This is a genomic window from Pseudoflavonifractor sp. AF19-9AC (assembly GCF_003478995.1).
Classification (GTDB): domain Bacteria; phylum Bacillota; class Clostridia; order Oscillospirales; family Oscillospiraceae; genus Lawsonibacter.
Genome location: NZ_QUGI01000004.1, coordinates 181,118 through 198,289 on the forward strand (window position 1 = coordinate 181,118; position 17,172 = coordinate 198,289).

16 protein-coding genes and 1 other RNA gene are annotated in these 17,172 nt (G+C 53.0%); 7 read left to right on the forward strand and 10 right to left on the reverse strand.

Annotation, left to right across the window (positions count from 1 at the left end; translation table 11 throughout):
* The 6 genes from DWX58_RS08595 to DWX58_RS08620 all read left to right on the forward strand — a co-directional run bounded on the left by DWX58_RS08595 (window position 1) and on the right by DWX58_RS08620 (window position 5,544).
* Window positions 1-351, forward strand: coding sequence for an SdpI family protein (locus tag DWX58_RS08595; RefSeq protein WP_118642915.1), 351 nt, complete (start codon window positions 1-3; stop codon window positions 349-351).
* Window positions 352-524: 173 nt separating this feature from the next.
* Window positions 525-770, forward strand: a complete 246-nt coding sequence (locus tag DWX58_RS08600) for a DUF6061 family protein (protein WP_079698696.1) — start codon at window positions 525-527, stop codon at window positions 768-770.
* On the forward strand, window positions 767-2,707 hold the full coding sequence (locus DWX58_RS08605) for a DUF262 domain-containing protein (RefSeq protein ID WP_118642917.1): 1,941 nt from the start codon (window positions 767-769) through the stop codon (window positions 2,705-2,707). The genes DWX58_RS08600 and DWX58_RS08605 overlap by 4 nt, the downstream gene beginning before the upstream one ends.
* Before the next feature lie 38 nt (window positions 2,708-2,745).
* Window positions 2,746-3,102 carry a plasmid mobilization relaxosome protein MobC gene (gene mobC, locus DWX58_RS08610; RefSeq protein WP_118642919.1) on the forward strand — a complete coding sequence of 119 codons (357 nt, stop codon included), beginning with the start codon at window positions 2,746-2,748 and terminating at the stop codon, window positions 3,100-3,102.
* A gap of 313 nt (window positions 3,103-3,415) precedes the next feature.
* Window positions 3,416-3,808 carry a hypothetical protein gene (locus DWX58_RS08615; protein ID WP_118642921.1) on the forward strand — a complete coding sequence of 131 codons (393 nt, stop codon included), beginning with the start codon at window positions 3,416-3,418 and terminating at the stop codon, window positions 3,806-3,808.
* A complete protein-coding gene (locus DWX58_RS08620; protein WP_118642923.1) occupies window positions 3,805-5,544 on the forward strand; it encodes a recombinase family protein in 1,740 nt (579 codons plus the stop codon). The genes DWX58_RS08615 and DWX58_RS08620 overlap by 4 nt, the downstream gene beginning before the upstream one ends.
* A gap of 84 nt (window positions 5,545-5,628) precedes the next feature.
* Here DWX58_RS08620 and DWX58_RS08625 read toward each other — a convergent pair whose 3' ends face one another.
* Genes DWX58_RS08625 through murD form a run of 10 tightly spaced genes read right to left on the reverse strand, consistent with a single transcriptional unit; the run spans window position 5,629 to window position 16,525 of the window.
* On the reverse strand, window positions 5,629-6,759 hold the full coding sequence (locus tag DWX58_RS08625) for a DUF362 domain-containing protein (RefSeq protein WP_118642925.1): 1,131 nt from the start codon (window positions 6,757-6,759) through the stop codon (window positions 5,629-5,631).
* A 51-nt stretch (window positions 6,760-6,810) separates the two neighbouring features.
* Window positions 6,811-8,784 (reverse strand): NAD-dependent DNA ligase LigA, encoded by a 1,974-nt coding sequence (ligA, locus tag DWX58_RS08630; RefSeq protein ID WP_118642927.1) that lies wholly within the window; start codon window positions 8,782-8,784, stop codon window positions 6,811-6,813.
* Window positions 8,747-9,478: a VanZ family protein gene (locus DWX58_RS08635; RefSeq protein WP_118642929.1), complete on the reverse strand. Its 732-nt coding sequence runs from the start codon at window positions 9,476-9,478 to the stop codon at window positions 8,747-8,749. Before DWX58_RS08635 ends, ligA begins: the two co-directional genes overlap by 38 nt.
* Before the next feature lie 27 nt (window positions 9,479-9,505).
* A complete protein-coding gene (yunB, locus tag DWX58_RS08640) occupies window positions 9,506-10,222 on the reverse strand; it encodes a sporulation protein YunB (protein ID WP_118642931.1) in 717 nt (238 codons plus the stop codon).
* Window positions 10,223-10,266: 44 nt separating this feature from the next.
* Window positions 10,267-11,523, reverse strand: a complete 1,257-nt coding sequence (locus DWX58_RS08645; protein ID WP_118642933.1) for a methionine gamma-lyase family protein — start codon at window positions 11,521-11,523, stop codon at window positions 10,267-10,269.
* A 56-nt stretch (window positions 11,524-11,579) separates the two neighbouring features.
* On the reverse strand, window positions 11,580-12,581 hold the full coding sequence (locus DWX58_RS08650) for a M42 family metallopeptidase (protein WP_118642935.1): 1,002 nt from the start codon (window positions 12,579-12,581) through the stop codon (window positions 11,580-11,582).
* Between the two features lie 11 nt (window positions 12,582-12,592).
* A complete protein-coding gene (locus DWX58_RS08655) occupies window positions 12,593-13,063 on the reverse strand; it encodes a hypothetical protein (RefSeq protein ID WP_118642937.1) in 471 nt (156 codons plus the stop codon).
* Window positions 13,060-14,091 (reverse strand): M42 family metallopeptidase, encoded by a 1,032-nt coding sequence (locus DWX58_RS08660; protein WP_118642939.1) that lies wholly within the window; start codon window positions 14,089-14,091, stop codon window positions 13,060-13,062. Before DWX58_RS08660 ends, DWX58_RS08655 begins: the two co-directional genes overlap by 4 nt.
* Window positions 14,084-15,124, reverse strand: a complete 1,041-nt coding sequence (locus DWX58_RS08665) for a M42 family peptidase (RefSeq protein ID WP_118642941.1) — start codon at window positions 15,122-15,124, stop codon at window positions 14,084-14,086. Before DWX58_RS08665 ends, DWX58_RS08660 begins: the two co-directional genes overlap by 8 nt.
* Before the next feature lie 15 nt (window positions 15,125-15,139).
* The gene (murD, locus tag DWX58_RS08670) at window positions 15,140-16,525 is read right to left on the reverse strand and encodes a UDP-N-acetylmuramoyl-L-alanine--D-glutamate ligase (protein WP_118642943.1); all 1,386 of its coding nucleotides are present in this window, start codon (window positions 16,523-16,525) and stop codon (window positions 15,140-15,142) included.
* Window positions 16,526-16,680: 155 nt separating this feature from the next.
* Between murD and rnpB the strand changes: the two genes are divergently transcribed.
* Window positions 16,681-17,041, forward strand: an RNA gene (gene rnpB, locus DWX58_RS08675) — RNase P RNA component class A.
* The last annotated feature ends 131 nt before the right edge of the window (window positions 17,042-17,172 follow it).

Consider the following 17,172-nt stretch of genomic DNA (forward strand, 5'->3'; position numbering starts at 1 on the left):
ATGAATATTCTCTATGGTATTCTCAGTTTTTTAGCGCCGGTGGGCATGCTTCTCATGGGGATTCTTTGGAAGGTAACGCCTCCCCCCTTTCAAAAAAGCGGGCTTTCCTATAATACGGAGCTTACCCGAAACAACCCCGAGGCGTGGGAAGCCGCACACCGCCATTGCAGCAAGCTTTGGATCCGCATCGGCATCATCAGCGGCATTGTCAGCGGAATCCTGCTAGCGCTTTTTGGGGACTCCTTGGCCATTTTCTGGCTTTGGCTTATCGTGGGACAGATGGCTCTGTTTTGCGTCTCAGTCTTTATGGTGGATTTGCTGCTCAAAACACAATATGGTGGAGAAAAATAATAAAAAGCAGGGCATTTAGATGGGTGCTCGTAAGACAGTAATTCTAAAAAATTACTATTTTACGGCATCTGTCTGACAGGGTTGGAAACAACAACGAAAAGAACGATGTCGAGTCGCATGACCGGCATCGTTCTTTTTTGCAACAAAATATTAGAATTACGGAGGTATTTACCATGAAACACCTGTTATCTTGTGAATTTAACCTTGATACTGCTTGTGTAGAGCTTTGCTTTTCAGACGGCAGCATGGTTTCTATCGACACTATCGCTGTGGAAAATGAGGTAGTGAATAATATGTATCAACAGTCGGAACTCGACTATCTGATCTATAATGACCCTGCTGCATATGCTGATTTAATCCTTAACGGCGATCCTGCTGTCTACCTCAAGACAGTTACGGAATACCAAAACCTTGATTGATTTTTGGTGACGAACAAGAGCTGCCCTGCCATTCAGCGGAGCAGCTCTTGTTTTGGCAAAAATGCGTTCATGAAAAGTTATGCTTTACTTTGGTGAATTGGGAAACTAATCTTGAAAAAGATGGTGCATTCTTGTATAATGATGTGTGTACACACACCGATTTACCGGAAAGGATGAAACCGATGGCCGATACACATATTAAATATAACGATCACTCGATCAACTCCGCATTTAAGAACCACTACATTGTTCCCGACTATCAACGAGAGTATGTTTGGAAAGACGAACAGGTAGAGCAGCTGTTGGCAGACTTACTGGATGCCTACAATACCGATAGTCAAAAGGCTTATTTCCTTGGCACTATTGTAACTTATGACTCTGGCAGCCAGTTTGAGTTGATTGACGGACAGCAGCGCCTTACCACATTTTTTATTCTGTTGTGTGCGATCAAAAAAATCTACATAGATCATGGTGAACAAACCAGTGTTATTGAAAATTTAATTTATAGCCCAACTATGAATAGTGAGGGTGATGTGATTAACTTGTATCATCTCCAGCTTCAATATGAAGATGCCGGAAATTGTTTGGAGCTGATTGAAAAAGGACAGGAACGACCGAACTATATCACACAATCGGGAGAAAGACTGTTCGACGCATTCAAGACGATCCAGGACTTTTTGCAGGAGCAATTCCCCCAAATCGCTGATTTGAAAAAATTTGTTGTGTTTCTGCTAAACAAAACAAGCTTTATTCGTATTGAAACTTATGACATTTCCGATGCACTGAAGATTTTTGAAACAATCAACCAACGAGGCAAAGGGCTTGACCCGATGGATTTGCTTAAGAATATGGTTTTCCGTCAGGTTGACAGAAGCAAATTCAAAGAACTAAATATGAACTGGAAATCTATTACCCGTTCACTGGAAAAAATTGATGAGAAGCCGCTCCGTTTTCTTCGCTATTTTATCATGGCCAATTATGATACCTCCAGCGAAAAAGATGGGATTCTCCGTGAAGATCAGATCTATACCTGGCTCAGCAATAACAACGCACAGTGCCATTATCAAGAAGCTCCATTTCAGTTTGTTCAAAAAATGGCACAAAATGTTGAGTTATATGTTAAGTGCAGGATGCCCGATGGTGCATCGGAAGGAAATGTACATTTGAAGAACATTCCTTTGCTGGCGGGTAAGTCCTATAAGCTGCACCTGATGCTTCTTCTTGCGGCTTCCAACATGAACTCAGAAGCATTTGCTAAATTTAAAAGCATTCTTGAATCTGTAGTTTATTATACAGTAATTGATAAAATAGCGACCAACATCACAGAGCGAACTTTTGCATTGTGGTGCAGAGATGTTCGCAATATTATTACGGTAGAGGACTTGGATTGTTTTGTAAAGAACACTATTATTCCCACGGTGAATGACTGGAAACTCGATAATAAATCCAACTTTCTTCGCTTGGGGTTGAACAGTATGCAGCAATATCGAATCAAGTTTATTCTCGGTAAAATCACTGCGTATGTAGATGCATTGAAATTAGGGAAAACCACGGTGGAGGATTTAACTACCTATACGGAAACAGCAGTTGAGATTGAACACATTATGCCGCAGACTTGTACAGATAAAGAGCTGTATGGCATGGATGAAGAAGAATTCTCTGTATATATTAACCGGCTTGGAAATCTTACCTTGCTTGAAAACACCATCAACAGATCAATCCAGAATGATGTTTACGCAAACAAGGCAACTTACTATAAACAGTCTAAATTCTACATCACTTCTTCCATCTCGGAGTTGGTGAATTTAGGACAGGATACTGCTATCAACAGAACGAACTCACTGCTGTCCTCTTGGTCTGATTGGAACAAACAAGCCATTGAAGAACGACAAGAAATGTTCTATCGCTTAAGCGAAATGATATGGGAGTTGCGATAACCTACCAGCAAAAAAGAAGAGCTTTAGAGGTATTCACAATGGCAGATAAGCGAAAACCATCAATCCGGCAACGCCCGATACAAGTCAAGTTTTTTGTAGACGAAAAAGAACTTGACCTGATAAAACAGAAAATGGCACAGATGGGAACAGAAAACATGAGTGCCTATCTCCGCAAAATGGCAATCGACGGATATGTTGTAAATCTGGATATGCCTGAACTCCGTGAGCTGACTTCCAAAATGAAACGAATATCCAACAGCGAAAACCAGATTGCCAAACAGCTCAACACAACGGGTAACATCTACGAAGCGGACATCGAAGAAATCAAAAAGAACCAGGAGGAAATTTACGAAGGGATTAAAAAAATCCTGCTTTCTCTTTCTCATCTGAAGTGATGTCAGCTCCGCAGGAGCGTAGTCAATTTTGAAAAAATCGTCAAAGGGTTTGGGATGCTTCCCAACAAGCTTTTGCAAAAATCAGCTTCGCTGAAATTTGCAAAACGCACGATGTGTGTACACACGTGCACTGCTTGCAAAGTTTGTTTTGACCTTTTGTAAGCAAATTGAAGATTTTCATTTTCCACCAAATCGGCAACGCTATATTTTGTAAAACATCGCAGTGTGCAGCTACACCTGCGGTACTTGCAATCCCAACAATACTTCGAATAAATCGAATTGAAGTGAATGAAAGAAAAGGAGGCTCGACAGGATGGATGAGAAACGAACAGAGGAAGAAGCTCGTGAGCTTACTCCCGAAGAAATAGATGATATGATTTTTGAGGAACAGATTGCGAGTGGAGAGCATAACGAGAAAGTTCCCGAATACTACTTCTCCAATCCCGACCCGTATGCCAAGGTCGAGCCTCGCCCCGATGATGCACCAAAGCGTGACATCAAGTTTGATGAAAACGGTAACATCGTTGTAAAAAATCCGTCTGCCTTTTGGTTGCCTGAAGTGACAATCGTGGATGAAATCGGCGGCGCAGAATACACAGTTACAGGTAGCTACGAGGGCACGGAAACTCTTGATAAAAAGCTCAAACGTATTATGGAGCAGAACGCTGCCGATGATGAATCTGATATCACGGAGGATAGCGAATGAATAGCGACACCTCTCTTGATATAAACAACCATTCCAATCCTGTACAGACAGTTGCCCAACCAAAGGAGGATAACAAAATGTTAAGGGCAACCGACAAAATCACAGCACTTTATTGCAGATTGTCCGTAGAGGACACCAAGGATGAGAAGAAAAACGGCAAAGAGGATTTGTCAAATTCTATCCAAAATCAAAAGGCCATGTTGCTTCAATACGCACGAGATCACCGCTTCCCCCACCCGACATTTTTCATTGATGACGGCTACAGCGGTGTGACCTATGATCGTCCGGGATTTCAGAAAATGCTTGATGAAATTGAAGCCGGTCATGTGGGTGCAGTCATTACGAAAGACCTATCAAGGCTTGGGCGAAACTCCGCTTTGACGGGACTGTATATCAACTATACTTTCCCTCAGAACGATGTCCGCTACATCGCCATCAACGACCACTTTGACAGCATCAACCCCAACAGCACCGACAGTGACATTGCCGGTATTAAAAACTGGTTCAACGAATTTTTCGCCAAAGATACAAGCCGAAAAATTCGTGCGGTGCAAAAAGCAAAGGGTGAGCGTGGTGAAAGATTGACCGTCCATGTGCCGTATGGCTACATGAAAAATCCCGAAAATCCAAAGGAATGGATGATTGACGAGGAAGCTGCACAGGTGGTCAAGAAGATTTTCACGCTCTGCATGAATGGGCGTGGACCGAGCCAAATTGCAGACCAGCTTGAAAAGGACAAGATACTCACACCTACCGCATACAAAAACAAGCAAGGCGTGAAAACACCGCACACCGAGCCGGAGAACCCTTACCGCTGGCACGAAAGCACCATTGTCAATATTCTTGAACGAAAAGAGTACATTGGCGCAACGGTCAATTTCAAGACCTACACCAATTCCATTTGGGATAAAAAGCAGCGGGAAAATCCCGAAGAAAATCGAGTGATTTTCTACAACACCCATCCTGCCATTATCGAGCAGGAAGTCTTTGACAAGGTGCAGGAGATTCGTCAGCAGCGACACAGGCGAACAGCAACCGGCAAGAGCAGCCCGTTTTCGGGATTGGTGTTCTGTGCTGATTGCAAGCAGAAGCTCTACTATTCCACCACCAAATACTTTGAAAAGCGACAGGACTTTTTTATCTGTTCCACTCACCGAGCCAACAAGGACAAGTGCAGCGGACACTACATTCGTGCCGTAGTTCTGGAGGATTTGGTCTGGAATCACATGAAAGAGGTTATCTCGTATGTGACCCGATATGAAGCACATTTCAGGGTGGAAATGGAGCAAAAACTCCGTCTGCAAAGCGAGGAAACCATAAGGATATATAAGAAGCGTCTGGCACAGGCAGAAAAGCGTATAGGGGAGCTTGACCGCTTGTTTATCAAGATCTACGAGGACAACGCCAAAGGCAAGCTGAACGATGACCGCTTTGCCATGATGAGCAAGACCTACGAGGATGAGCAGGCGCAGCTAAAAGTTGAAATTGTAAATCTGCAAAAAGAGATTGAAGTACAGGAACGACAGATAGAAGACCTTGAACAGTTTATTCAGCGGGCACGCAGATACACCGACCTCACAGAACTTACGCCATATGCTCTCAGAGAGCTTGTAAAGGCGGTTTATGTGGAGGCACCGGACAAGTCCAGCGGTAAACGCAAGCAGAGGGTACATATCGAATATGACCTTGTGGGCTACATTCCCGTGGATGAACTGATAAAAGCGGAACAAGCATGACCGAAATCATGCCTGTTCCAAGAAATTCACATATTACTGTTTTACGACCACCGAGCATTTGCCCTGCTTTTTTTATTACATGGATTACATAGTGATAAGCTCATATTCCCGGGAACCCAGACAAATTTTCTCGGCATGCTCCAGGCAGGAACGCCATTCGGATTCCGGGGTAGAGTTGCGGAAGTGGTCATGATGGTCATGGAAGTTGGGATCGGCCAGATTACGGGCCAACTGGCTTCCGGGCATGGGCGTGGCGGCCAGACAGGCATCCACGCAGGCCTGATCCAACGCCAGGGGATCAAAGGACGCAAACATGCCAATGTTGGGCAGAATGGGCACATCATTTTCGCCGTGGCAGTCGCAGTTGGGAGACACATCCACCACCAGAGAAATATGGAAGTTGGGACGTCCATCCAACACGGCCTTGGTGTATTCCGCCATCCGGCAATTCAAGGCTTCCTGGGCATTGTCGTTGGTAAAGTAGATGGCGTCGAAATTACAGGCGCCCAGGCAGCGGCCGCAGCCCACGCAGTTCTGCTCATCCACAGTCATCTTCTTTGCTGCGGCATCAAAGACCAGACCCTGGTTGGCGCACTCCTTCTGACACCGCATACAGCCACGGCAGGCCTCAGGGTTAATTTTAGGTTTGCCGCTGGCGTGCTGCTCCTTCTTACCGGCACGGGAACCGCAGCCCATGCCAATATTTTTAATGGTACCGCCAAATCCAGTCATCTCATGGCCCTTAAAGTGCGTCAGGGAGATAAAGACATCCGCATCCATCACAGCACGGCCGATTTTGGCGTACTCTACGTACTCTCCGCCCACCACAGGGACCTCTACGTCATCGGTTCCCTTCAGACCATCACCAATCAGGATAGGGCAGCCAACCGTCAGAGGAGTAAATCCATTCTCCCAAGCGCATTCCAGGTGCTCCAGAGCGTTTTTTCTGCTTCCGGGGTACATGGTATTGCAGTCCGTCAGGAAGGGCTTACCGCCCAGCTCCTTGACCACATCCACCACAGCGCGGGCGTAGTTGGGGCGAAGATAGCTGATATTTCCCAGCTCGCCAAAATGCATCTTGATGGCCACAAACTTACCATCCAAATCCAGCTTCTGAATGCCGGCCTTCCGAATCAGTTTTTTCAGCTTTGTGGGCAGACCATCGCCAAACGCCTGCGTATGGAAATCAGTAAAATACACCTTTGAAACTGCCATAATTGTTTCTTCCTCCCTAGTATTTATCTCGATCGTTGTAACGCAAAAAACTTATTGAAGCATGGCCAGGAATTCTTCCTCTGTGAGCACCGGAACGCCCAGCTCCTGGGCCTTGCGAAGCTTGGAGCCGGCACCCTCGCCGGCCACCACATAGGTAGTCTTTTTTGACACAGAACCAGCGGCTTTTCCGCCCCGCTTCTCAATGAGCTCTCCGGCCTCTTCCCTGGTGAAGTGCTCCAGACCGCCTGTCAGCACAAAGGTCATCCCGGCAAAGCGCCGGTCACTCCCCTGCTCCTCCGCCTGGGTATTGACACCGGCCGCCCGCAGGCGGGCCATCAGATGCTGACTCTGGGGGCTGGCCATCCAGTCCAAAATACTTTGAGCCGTGATGGTGCCGATGTCTTCCACCTCCACCAGCTGCTCCATGGTGGCGTGCTCCAGGGCATCCAGACTGCGGAACCGGGCCGCCAGAATCTTACCTGCCTTCTGCCCCACCTGGCGGATTCCGAAGGCATAAATCAGACGAGACAGATCCTGCTGCTTGGATTTGGCAATGGCGTCGATCAGATTCTGCGCGGACTTCTCTCCCATGCGATCCAGCTTGGCCACGTCCTCAGCCTTGAGAAAATAGAGGTCACCGGGTGTCTTGACTAATCCGGCATTTACCAGGTTTTCTACCACTGCAATACCAAGGCCCTCAATATCCATGGCATCCCGGCTGGCAAAATGGGCCAGTGTCCGAAGAATCTGAGCCGGGCACTCCGCACCGGTACAGCGAATGTGCGCGCCATCCTCGTCCCGGTGTACGGGCGCTCCGCACACAGGGCAGCAGCTGGGAAGCTGATAGGGCACCGTGCCCTCGGGACGCTTCTCCATCACCACGGACAGAACCTCTGGAATGATTTCGCCTGCCTTACGCACCAGAACCGTATCTCCAATCCGGATATCCTTTTCCTGGATAAAATCCTGATTGTGCAGCGTGGCATTGGTTACCGTAGTTCCTGCCAGCCGGACCGGGGTCAACACAGCCTTGGGCGTCAGCACTCCGGTGCGTCCAACCTGCACCACAATATCCACCACCTGGGAGGGCTTTACCTCCGGGGGGTACTTGTAGGCAGCGGCCCAACGGGGAAATTTCGCCGTAGAGCCCAATGCTTCCCGCTGTGACAAGGAATTTACTTTGATCACAGCCCCATCGATGTCAAACTGGTACTGATCCCGGTTTTCGCCCACCTGCGTCACATAGGTAATGGCCTGTTCCACCTGGTCACAGCTGTAATGCGGAATTACTTTAAACCCTTTCTGTTTCAAGTAGTCCAGCGTCTCAGCGTGGGTTTTAAATTGACCTGGCTCTATCCACTGGACATTGAACACCAGAATATCCAGCTTCCGGGAGGCAGCGACCTTGGGATCCAGCTGACGCAGGGACCCGGCGGCAGCGTTGCGGGGATTTGCAAACAGTGCCTCTCCCCGCTTCTCCCGTTCCTGGTTCAAGGCGTGGAAGACCTTCTTTGGCATAAACACCTCGCCCCGGACAATCAACTGGTGGGGCGCATCGGGAATCCGAAGCGGAATGGAGCGAATGGTGCGCAGATTCTCGGTCACGTCCTCCCCTACCTGTCCATCACCGCGGGTTGCGCCACGCACGAACAGGCCATCCTCATATTCCAGGGCCACAGACAGTCCGTCCACCTTCGGCTCCACGACATAATTTGGCTCCGCAACCACGCCCCTCACCCGCTGGTCGAAGGCCCGCAGCTCGTCAAAGTCAAACACGTCCTGCAGAGACTCCAAAGGTACCTTGTGCTGCACCTGCGTAAAGGCTTCCAGAGCCTTACCGCCCACTCGCTGGGTGGGTGAATCGGGTGTAATGGTTTCCGGGTGGGCCTCTTCCAGCTCTTCCAGACGACGAAGCTTGTGGTCATAGTCATAGTCGGACATGGTGGGATTGTCCAACACATAATATTCATAGCCAGCCTGCTCCAGCTCACGGCGCAGGGCTTGTATTTCCGTCAAATAATCCATTTCGCAGCTCCTCCTCTCTGTCCTGGCAGCGAAATTTGGTCAGAAAATCCGGCAGTACGGCATACAACATCAGGAATAGCCAATATCCAAGCAGTGCCCCCGCCGTATTCAGAATCACATCATCAATATCGGTGCTTCGCCCAATAAAAAACTGGATGAATTCGATTATAACCGAGCATCCAAAGCCAACCAGCACGGACTTCCACCAGTGGTGCCTGCGCCACAGGAGGGCCGTACAAAAGCCGATGGGAAGAAACATTCCAATATTACCCCACAGCATAAACATGAGCCATGGATAGCCGGTTCTCAATGCCCGGCGGATTTCCTGGAGAGGGGCCAGCACATCCGCAAGCCCCATCATCCGGAACGCCAGCTCCTCCCGAGTCAAATAGAACGCTGCCCACTGGAATCCTTCTGCCCGAACCTCAGGCATCAGGAGATACCGGAGCACATAGTCCCAGAAATCGGCCGGAAACAGAGTAAGGGCTGCCAGCCCGGCACAGAAAGCCACAAACAGCCCCAGGCCTATTTCCCGCAGCGGACCACTGGAAAGCCCCAGCTGTTTGAGCCGTTTTTTTCGTGCTGGACCCAGGCAGAAAAAAACGGCCAAGCCCACCAGCATACAGGGCAGCATTTGAACCAAGTAGCCCCCTATGCTGCCCATATACCAGCTTAATGTATCCAGAAGAATCATTGGTATCCCTTTCGTGTCTGGCTTTTTTCAGGGAAGGTACGAGTCCATCTGCAAATATGTGCTGGGTACATTCCCCACAATGACAGTTTCCGCCACACAAAGCCGGCTGTTCAGCTCTGCTTGAACCTCACCACCCGGCAGCATCACCGTCAGTGGAACAGACAGCTCCAACCAGATCCGATGGAGGGTCTGATTGACGCCGGCAGCCGTAAAATCGCTTTCGAACTCGGCAGAGATAGTACCCACCGTCATCGCTCTGGCCTTGATTGCAGGCCCCCGGGCCCAGATCAGCTCGGAGTCCAACAGGCTGCCCAGCGGAATCTGAATGGTGGAGACATCCACGCTCTCCAGCTCCTGGAGCACCTGGGTGACAATCTGGGCACGCAGAACGTTGAGCCGGGACATGTCCGTAGTGAGCGCGGTAATGGCACCATCTGCATCTCGTTCGATGGTCACCAACGCCGCATCCTCAGACGGCTGCTGTGACAGCGCCTCCTGGGCCGCATGTTCCAGTACCCCAGTCATTTGATTGACCACCTGGGTGCGGGCGGTATCTTCCAAAACCGGCCGCAGGCGGGCCTCAAGTGTCCTGATCCCCCAAAAGGCCAGCACAACTGCAACAAAGAGGGTAATCAAGGCTGCTGGGAATCGCCCTCCCCTTGGTTCTTCCCGCCGGTACACTCGACGGGAGACGCGTTTTTTCCAGGAACGACACAGTTCCCTGCGCCACGGCGCCACGGGCATACTCCCACCCCCTCAGAGGCAGGATATTCCCCTCCCGGCTTGGCCTATGCCTCTCCGCCACCCAGCAGCTCCTGAACCGCCAGCAGCACCCCCAGACGGCCCGACTCGAAGGTCAGTCCACCCTGGAGATAGACGGTATAAGGTTCCCGCATGGGCGCGTCGGCAGACAGCTCAATGGAGGCGCCCTGAATGAATGCGCCCGCCGCCATAATCACCTGGCTGTCATATCCGGGCATATCCCAGGGCTCCGGCGTCACATAGGAATCCACGGGAGCACCGAACTGAATACCCTTGCAGAAGCGCTTCAGGGCCTCCGGCTCCCGCATGTGAATCATTTGGATGATGTCGTGACGAATGTCGTGGGAATGGGGCTCCGTTTCATAGCCCAGAAGTTCCATGACGCCGGCGGCAAACACAGCGGTCTTTACCGCCTGAGCCACCGTATGGGGTGCCAGAAACAGTCCCTGATACAGCAGTCGGTTCTGGCCCAGGGTACATCCGCACTCCCCGCCGATACCGGGAGCCGTAAGCCGCATGGCCGCCCCCTCCACCAGGTCCTTTCGACCGGCGATATATCCGCCGGTAGGAGCCAGTCCGCCGCCGGGATTTTTAATGAGAGAGCCCACACACAGGTCGGCCCCCACATGAGTGGGCTCCAGCGTCTCCACAAACTCGCCGTAGCAGTTGTCCACCAGAATGGACACGTTGGGATTGGCCTGCTTGATGACCCGGCACATCTCCCCAATTTCCGCCACGGACAGGGAGCTGCGGGTGGAATAGCCCTTGGAGCGCTGAATCAGCACAGCCTTCACTTTGGGGTCCGCAACTGCCCGGGCCATACCCTCCAGGTCTGGCTTGTCGTCAAGGAGATCTACTTGACGATACTCCACGCCGTAGTCTTTCAGGGAACCCGGCCCCTTGTTCACCACACCGATGGCTCCCAGCAGGGTATCATAGGGCGCGCCCACTGCGGACACCAGCACGTCTCCCGCCTTCAGCGCTCCAAAAAGGGCGGCGGTGATGGCGTGGGTGCCGTTGACAAACTGCAGACGGACCAAGGCCGCCTCCGTTCCAAAGAGATCGGCATAAATCTCATCCAGCTTGTCCCGTCCCAGGTCGTCATAGCCATATCCGGTGGTTCCGGCAAAATAGGCCTCTGCCACCCGGTGCTTCTGGAATGCCGCCAGAACCCGGGCAGTATTCTCCTTGGCAATGGCATCAATGCGGTCAAACTGCTCTCTCAGCTGTCGCTCCGCCTGGTCTCCCAGGTCCAGGACGCGCTGGCTTAACTGTAAGGTCATATTCCTTGTCATTCCTATCTATTTCTGTTCTTTTTGGAGTTCTGATCTGCTCTCATTTACAGGGCCTTGAGCGGCCGCTGGGCAAAAGCTGCCGTCAGGCGGATACAGGCTTCACAGTCCTCCAGGCTGGCGGTCTCCACCGGCGTATGGATATAGCGGCAGGGCACCGAAATGCCGCCGGTGAGCACACCGGCCCCGGTGGTGTGGATGGCACCGGCATCGGTGCCGCCTGCCCGCAAAATGTCCCGCTGGGTGGGAATATCCCCCTCCCGGGCGTTCTGGTCCAACAGCTCCACCATGGCCGGATGGCAAATGACGGAGGAGTCCATCACCTTGATGGCCGCCCCCTTCCCCACCTGAACCGTGCCGGACTTCTCCGAGCCGGGCGTATCATCTACATCAGTGACATCTACCGCTACGGCGTAATCGGGCTGGATGGCAAAGGCGGCGGTTTTAGAGCCCCGCAGGCCCACCTCCTCCTGGACGGTAAAGACGAAGTATAAATCGTTGGGGCTATTCTGAACACGCTCCAGAGCCTCCAGCAGGATGGCACAGGAAATTCGGTTGTCCAGATAGGGCGAGGTTACCGCATCCCCCGTCTGAAAGGCAGGGGTGTCATACACGGCCGTATCCCCTACCCGGATCAGCTTTTTGGCCTCCTCTGCACTTCTGACGCCGATGTCCAGGTAGCACTCGTCCAGCTTTAGCTTTCCAAATTCCGCCTTTTCCTCTGGCACAAAGCAGCCTCGCACTCCGTTTTTGAACCGTACCGGAGTGTAGACGGCCTCTTTGGGACTGATCCCGCCCAGTCTGCCCACACGGAGGAAGCCTTCCTCCTCGATATGGGTCACAATAAAGCCAATGGAGTCCATATGGGCGGCAAACATCACCTTGGGCCCGCTGCCCGCCTTGTGAACGATGAGGTTTCCCATGGTGTCGGTGGTCACCTCATCGGCATAAGGGGCGGCCATCTCTTGAATGACCGCCCGGATTCCGCCCTCATCCCCGGAGGGACCGTGAGCGGCATTCAGCTTTTTCATCCGTTCAAACAGTTCCATAGATCAGGCTCCTAACCCTCAATGAGTTCATAGCGCTTGCATAAAATGTGGTAAATACCACCCTGAGTCTGCTGCTGAAAGAGGCGGTACTGCTCCACTTCCCCCAGTACACCCTCGATGGGCGGGCGGAAATTTAGGATATCCCCCGGCTCCTTCGGGTCATAGTCATAGTCCCCGTGGAAGAGGTATCCATCCTTCCGGTTCTGAAACACCTTCTCCAGCATCTGCATTTTGAAGTCCCTGTCCAGAATTTCATAAAATCCGCCCAGCTCAGCGCCGATGGGATTATCAAAGAAGTTGATCTCCACATCTATACTGGCCACCTGAGAAAACCGGAGAATTGCGGAAACACTCCGCTCTTCCCCGTTCTCATGGCGATAGTACTGAACGGAAAACTCCACCTGAGTGTCCTCACTCTGAGGCCGAATCGTACAGGCTGTGAGGCTGCCGTCATAGGTGTTCAGCAGCAGCTTTGATTTCATTCCCTAACCTCCTGGGCCATACGCTGCAAAAACAGCCGGGTGAGCTTCAGCATATTCTCAAAGTCCGCCACACTGCCTACGCTGGCTGGGGCATGGAGATACCGCACCGCGGCGGAAACGGCGGCCACTCGGACGCCCGCTTTGGTGCGCTGAATGGCCCGGGCGTCGTTGCCGCCAGCAATATATTCTTTGGTCTGCCAGGGAATCTGATGCTCCTCTGCCAGGTCCCGCAACAGTTCAAACAGTCCACGGTCGTAGATGGTCCCGCCGTCCATATAGGAGATCACAGGCCCCTTTCCCGGGGCACACACCTGCTGGTGGTCGGGTACGTCGGGCAGGTCGGCTGCGGTAGTGGTCTCCAGCACCAGAGCAATCTCAGGCGTCACGGAGAAAGCCGCACCGAAGGCTCCGCGGGTACCTACCTCCTCTTGGGCGGTAAAGGCAAAGGTCACGTCCACCGGCAGTTCCTCCCGCAGAAGGGAAAGCATCACGGCGCAGCCCACCCGGTCGTCAACGGCCTTCGCCTTAAAGAAGCCATCGCCAAAGAGCTCCGGCTGAGTGACAAAGGAGCCATAGGTCCCGGGCTGAACCAGCTTCAGGGCCGCCTCCTTGTCCGAAGCGCCGATGTCCACGTACAGGGACTCCGTTTTGGGGGTCTTTTTCCGTTCCTCCCGGCTGACCAGGTGAATGGCCTTCAGGCCAATGATACCGGGGACCCGGTCAGGTCCCAGAACCACAGGCTTTCCAATGGCCACCCGGCGGTCCACACCACCCACAAAGTCAAACTTCAGGAAGCCCTCCTCCGTCACCTTGGTCACGATGAGGCCCACCTCATCCATATGAGCGCACACCAGCAGCCGGTTTTTGGCGGATTTGGCTCCCTTTTTGAACACAATCAAATTGCCCAGGGGGTCGGTACGGATTTCGTCTGCCCAGGGCTCCGCCTGGCAGCGAATCCAGGCCCGTACCCGGTCCTCGTCGCCGGACACACCGTCCATGGCACACAGGGTCTTCAGACACTCAATCACAGCCGGGCACCTCCTTCCCCAGGTTCCGCACAAAGGCGGCCAGCAGACGGGCTGTATTTTCCAGATCGTCCGCGTGGACGACTTCCACCGGGGTATGCATATACCGCAGCGGGACGGACAGCACCGCTGTGGCTACTCCCTCACCGCTGACCTGCAGCGGCCATGCGTTGGTCCCGCTGTGCCCCGCCATCACCTCCACCTGGTAGTCCAGCTCCAGGTCCTTGGCAATCTGCTCCATGCGCTGAGACATCCAGCGGGTGCAGTTGGGTCCCACGCCGATGACCGGTCCACTGCCCAGAGAGAAGGTCTTATCCTTGGACACATCCGGGCTGTCCCCGTGGGTCACATCCACTGCCACGCACAGCTGGGGCACAATTCCAAAGGCAGCGGTGATGGCTCCGGTGCTGTGGGTCTCCTCCTGCACCGAGCCCACCACATAGAGGTCCACGTCCAGTTCCTCGTGGGCCAGCCGCCGAACGGTGTCCAGCAGCACGGCAAAGCAGCTCCGGTCATCCAGAGCCTTTCCGCACAGAAGCTTGTCCCCGATAGGCTGGCAGCCAGTGCGGTACACGATGGGCGTTCCAATGGGAATACGGCGCTGGGCCTCCTCCTGGGAAAGGCCCACGTCGATGGTCAGCTCCCGGATGGTCCGGGCCTTGTCCATATCCTCACTGGTCTGAATGTGAGGCGGCAGGCAGGCCACTACCCCGGGTACGGGGGGCTGGCTGAGCACCAGCACCTCCCGGTCCGGCAGCATTCGGGGATCCACGCCCCCCAGCGGGGCAAAGCGCAGAAATCCCTTTTCATGTCCTGTGACAATGAGACCGATTTCGTCCAAGTGGGCATCCAGCATCAGCCGGGGCGCGTCGGGACGTCCGCAGCGGCGCACGCCCACCACACTGCCCATACGGTCCACCTGAACTTCGTCCATATAAGGGCGCAGCAGCTCGACTGCAGCCGCGGCCACCGGACCTTCAAACCCGCTGGGGCCAGACAGGGCACAGAGCTGTTTTAATATCTCGTTATAATCCAAGATGCCGCTCCTCCCTTACAGGGCGTTGACCAGATCTTTAAATACCTTGCCGCGCTCCATGAAGTTTTTAAACTTGTCAAAGGCGGCACAGGCGGGAGAGAGCACCACCACGTCGCCCGCCACAGCAGCGGTCCGGGCAGCGTCCACTGCCTGGCTCAGGTTGTCGGTTACAAGGATGTCCGGCGTATGCTCAGCGTATTCCGGCGCCTGCTCCACACTGGCCTTGATGGCTTCGGCGGTGGCACCGGTGAGGATCAGGAACTTCACCTTTTTGGTAATCTCCACGCCAAGCTGAGTAAAGGGGACACCCTTGTCATATCCGCCCGCGATCAGGATGAGCTTCTGGTCGAAGGAATCCAGGCAGGCCATGGTACGGGTGGGGCTGGTGCCGATGGAGTCATTGTAGTACTTGACCCCGTCCAGCTCCCGCACCAGCTCAATGCGGTGCTCCACGCCGGTAAAGCGCTGGGCCACAGCCCGGACGCACTTGTCGGGCACCAGTCCGTCCACGGCAGCAATGGCGGCCATATAGTTTTCAATGTTGTGTACGCCGGGAATCTGGATCATGGACAGGGGAAGCACCTCCCGGCTGCCCATTTCATTGGTCAGCCAGATGGTGTCGTCCCGGAGGTACACGCCCTCCTCCAGAGGCTTCTTCCGGCTGAACAGCATCACCTGACCCGGCGCCTGCTTGGACAGAGAGCGGGTAATGTCGTTGTCAAAGTTGAAGACAGCCCGGTCATTCTTCCCCTGGTGGGTAAAGATGTTCAACTTGGCGGCGGTGTACTCCTCCATGGTGTGGTGGTAATCCAGATGGTTGGGAGACAGGTTGGTAAAGACCGCCACATTAGGGCTCTTCTTCATGGTCATCAGCTGGAAGGAGGACAGCTCCACTACCACCACGTCCTCAGGCTCCATGCTAGCAACATCCGGCAGCAGGGGCCGACCGATGTTGCCCCCCAGATAGACGTTGCGCCCCGCCTCCCGAAGAAACTCGCTGATGAGCGTGGTGGTGGTCGTCTTTCCGTCGCTTCCGGTCACTCCAATGATCTTGCAGGGACACAGCTGGAAAAAGAGTTCCATCTCCGAGGTAATCTCTCTCCCCTTCTCTGCGGCCTGCTGCAGCTCCGGTGTGTTGGGACTGAGACCGGGAGTACGGAAAATAATGTCAAAGCGGTACAGCTTGGATAAATAATCCGGACCAAGCTGGAACCGGGCTCCCAGGCTCTCCAGCTCAGAAACCAGCTCCTCTACCCGCTCTCTCGGGGACTTATCGCACACTGTGACCTTTACGCCGGCACGCAGCAGCATCCGGATCAGAGGCGTGTTGCTGACACCCATACCGATGACGGCAACGGACTTTCCCTTTAAGCCTTCCAAATATTCGGCAATGGTGGACATGATGTATCCTCCTTCCTAGATTCTTCATAACTTTTGTATTTTACCACATATCCCCTGAAAATTCAATCGAAAAGCCCTCGCTCTCCCTCCCCACTTTCCGATAAAATGTAATTTGCCATTTGACAGAACGCTTATTTTTCGATATGATATGGAGACAAGTAAGCTGGACAGCCGCGCGGCCGGGGCGAAAGGCCCGGCTGTGAGGAAAGTCCGGGCTCCATAGGGCAAGGATAACGGGTAACACCCGCCGGGGGCGACCCTAGGAAAAGTGCAACAGAGATATACCGCCCCAGACCGTTTTCTGGTTTGGGGTAAGGGTGGAAAGGCGAGGTAAGAGCTCACCCGATGGCTGGGAACAGTCCATCGCTGTAAACTCTATCCGGAGCAACGCCGTGGAGGGACACATAAGGCCGGCCCGGCCGTCCCGGGGAGGCGGCTTGAGCGTACCGGCAACGGTGCGTCGAGATAGATGGCTGTCTTAAACGACAGAACCCGGCTTACAGGCTTACTTGTATTTGTAAAAAAACGGTGAAGGCAGGTTGTCTTCACCGTTTTTTTACAATTCGGTCAAACTCACGTTACCAGAATTTCAGCTTTCTTTCAGCCATCCATGTTAGGATAAAACCGATCCTTAAAAGGAAAGAAGG

Bases quoted from the DNA above. Each gene is read 5' to 3' on its own strand.
- DWX58_RS08595 (WP_118642915.1), top strand. From the start codon at position 1: ATGAATATTCTCTATGGTATTCTCAGTTTTTTAGCGCCGGTGGGCATG.
- DWX58_RS08600 (WP_079698696.1), top strand. From the start codon at position 525: ATGAAACACCTGTTATCTTGTGAATTTAACCTTGATACTGCTTGTGTA.
- mobC (WP_118642919.1), top strand. From the start codon at position 2,746: ATGGCAGATAAGCGAAAACCATCAATCCGGCAACGCCCGATACAAGTC.
- DWX58_RS08615 (WP_118642921.1), top strand. From the start codon at position 3,416: ATGGATGAGAAACGAACAGAGGAAGAAGCTCGTGAGCTTACTCCCGAA.
- DWX58_RS08620 (WP_118642923.1), top strand. From the start codon at position 3,805: ATGAATAGCGACACCTCTCTTGATATAAACAACCATTCCAATCCTGTA.
- DWX58_RS08625 (WP_118642925.1), bottom strand. From the start codon at position 6,759: ATGGCAGTTTCAAAGGTGTATTTTACTGATTTCCATACGCAGGCGTTT.
- ligA (WP_118642927.1), bottom strand. From the start codon at position 8,784: ATGGATTATTTGACGGAAATACAAGCCCTGCGCCGTGAGCTGGAGCAG.
- DWX58_RS08635 (WP_118642929.1), bottom strand. From the start codon at position 9,478: ATGATTCTTCTGGATACATTAAGCTGGTATATGGGCAGCATAGGGGGC.
- yunB (WP_118642931.1), bottom strand. From the start codon at position 10,222: ATGCCCGTGGCGCCGTGGCGCAGGGAACTGTGTCGTTCCTGGAAAAAA.
- DWX58_RS08645 (WP_118642933.1), bottom strand. From the start codon at position 11,523: ATGACCTTACAGTTAAGCCAGCGCGTCCTGGACCTGGGAGACCAGGCG.
- DWX58_RS08650 (WP_118642935.1), bottom strand. From the start codon at position 12,581: ATGGAACTGTTTGAACGGATGAAAAAGCTGAATGCCGCTCACGGTCCC.
- DWX58_RS08655 (WP_118642937.1), bottom strand. From the start codon at position 13,063: ATGAAATCAAAGCTGCTGCTGAACACCTATGACGGCAGCCTCACAGCC.
- murD (WP_118642943.1), bottom strand. From the start codon at position 16,525: ATGTCCACCATTGCCGAATATTTGGAAGGCTTAAAGGGAAAGTCCGTT.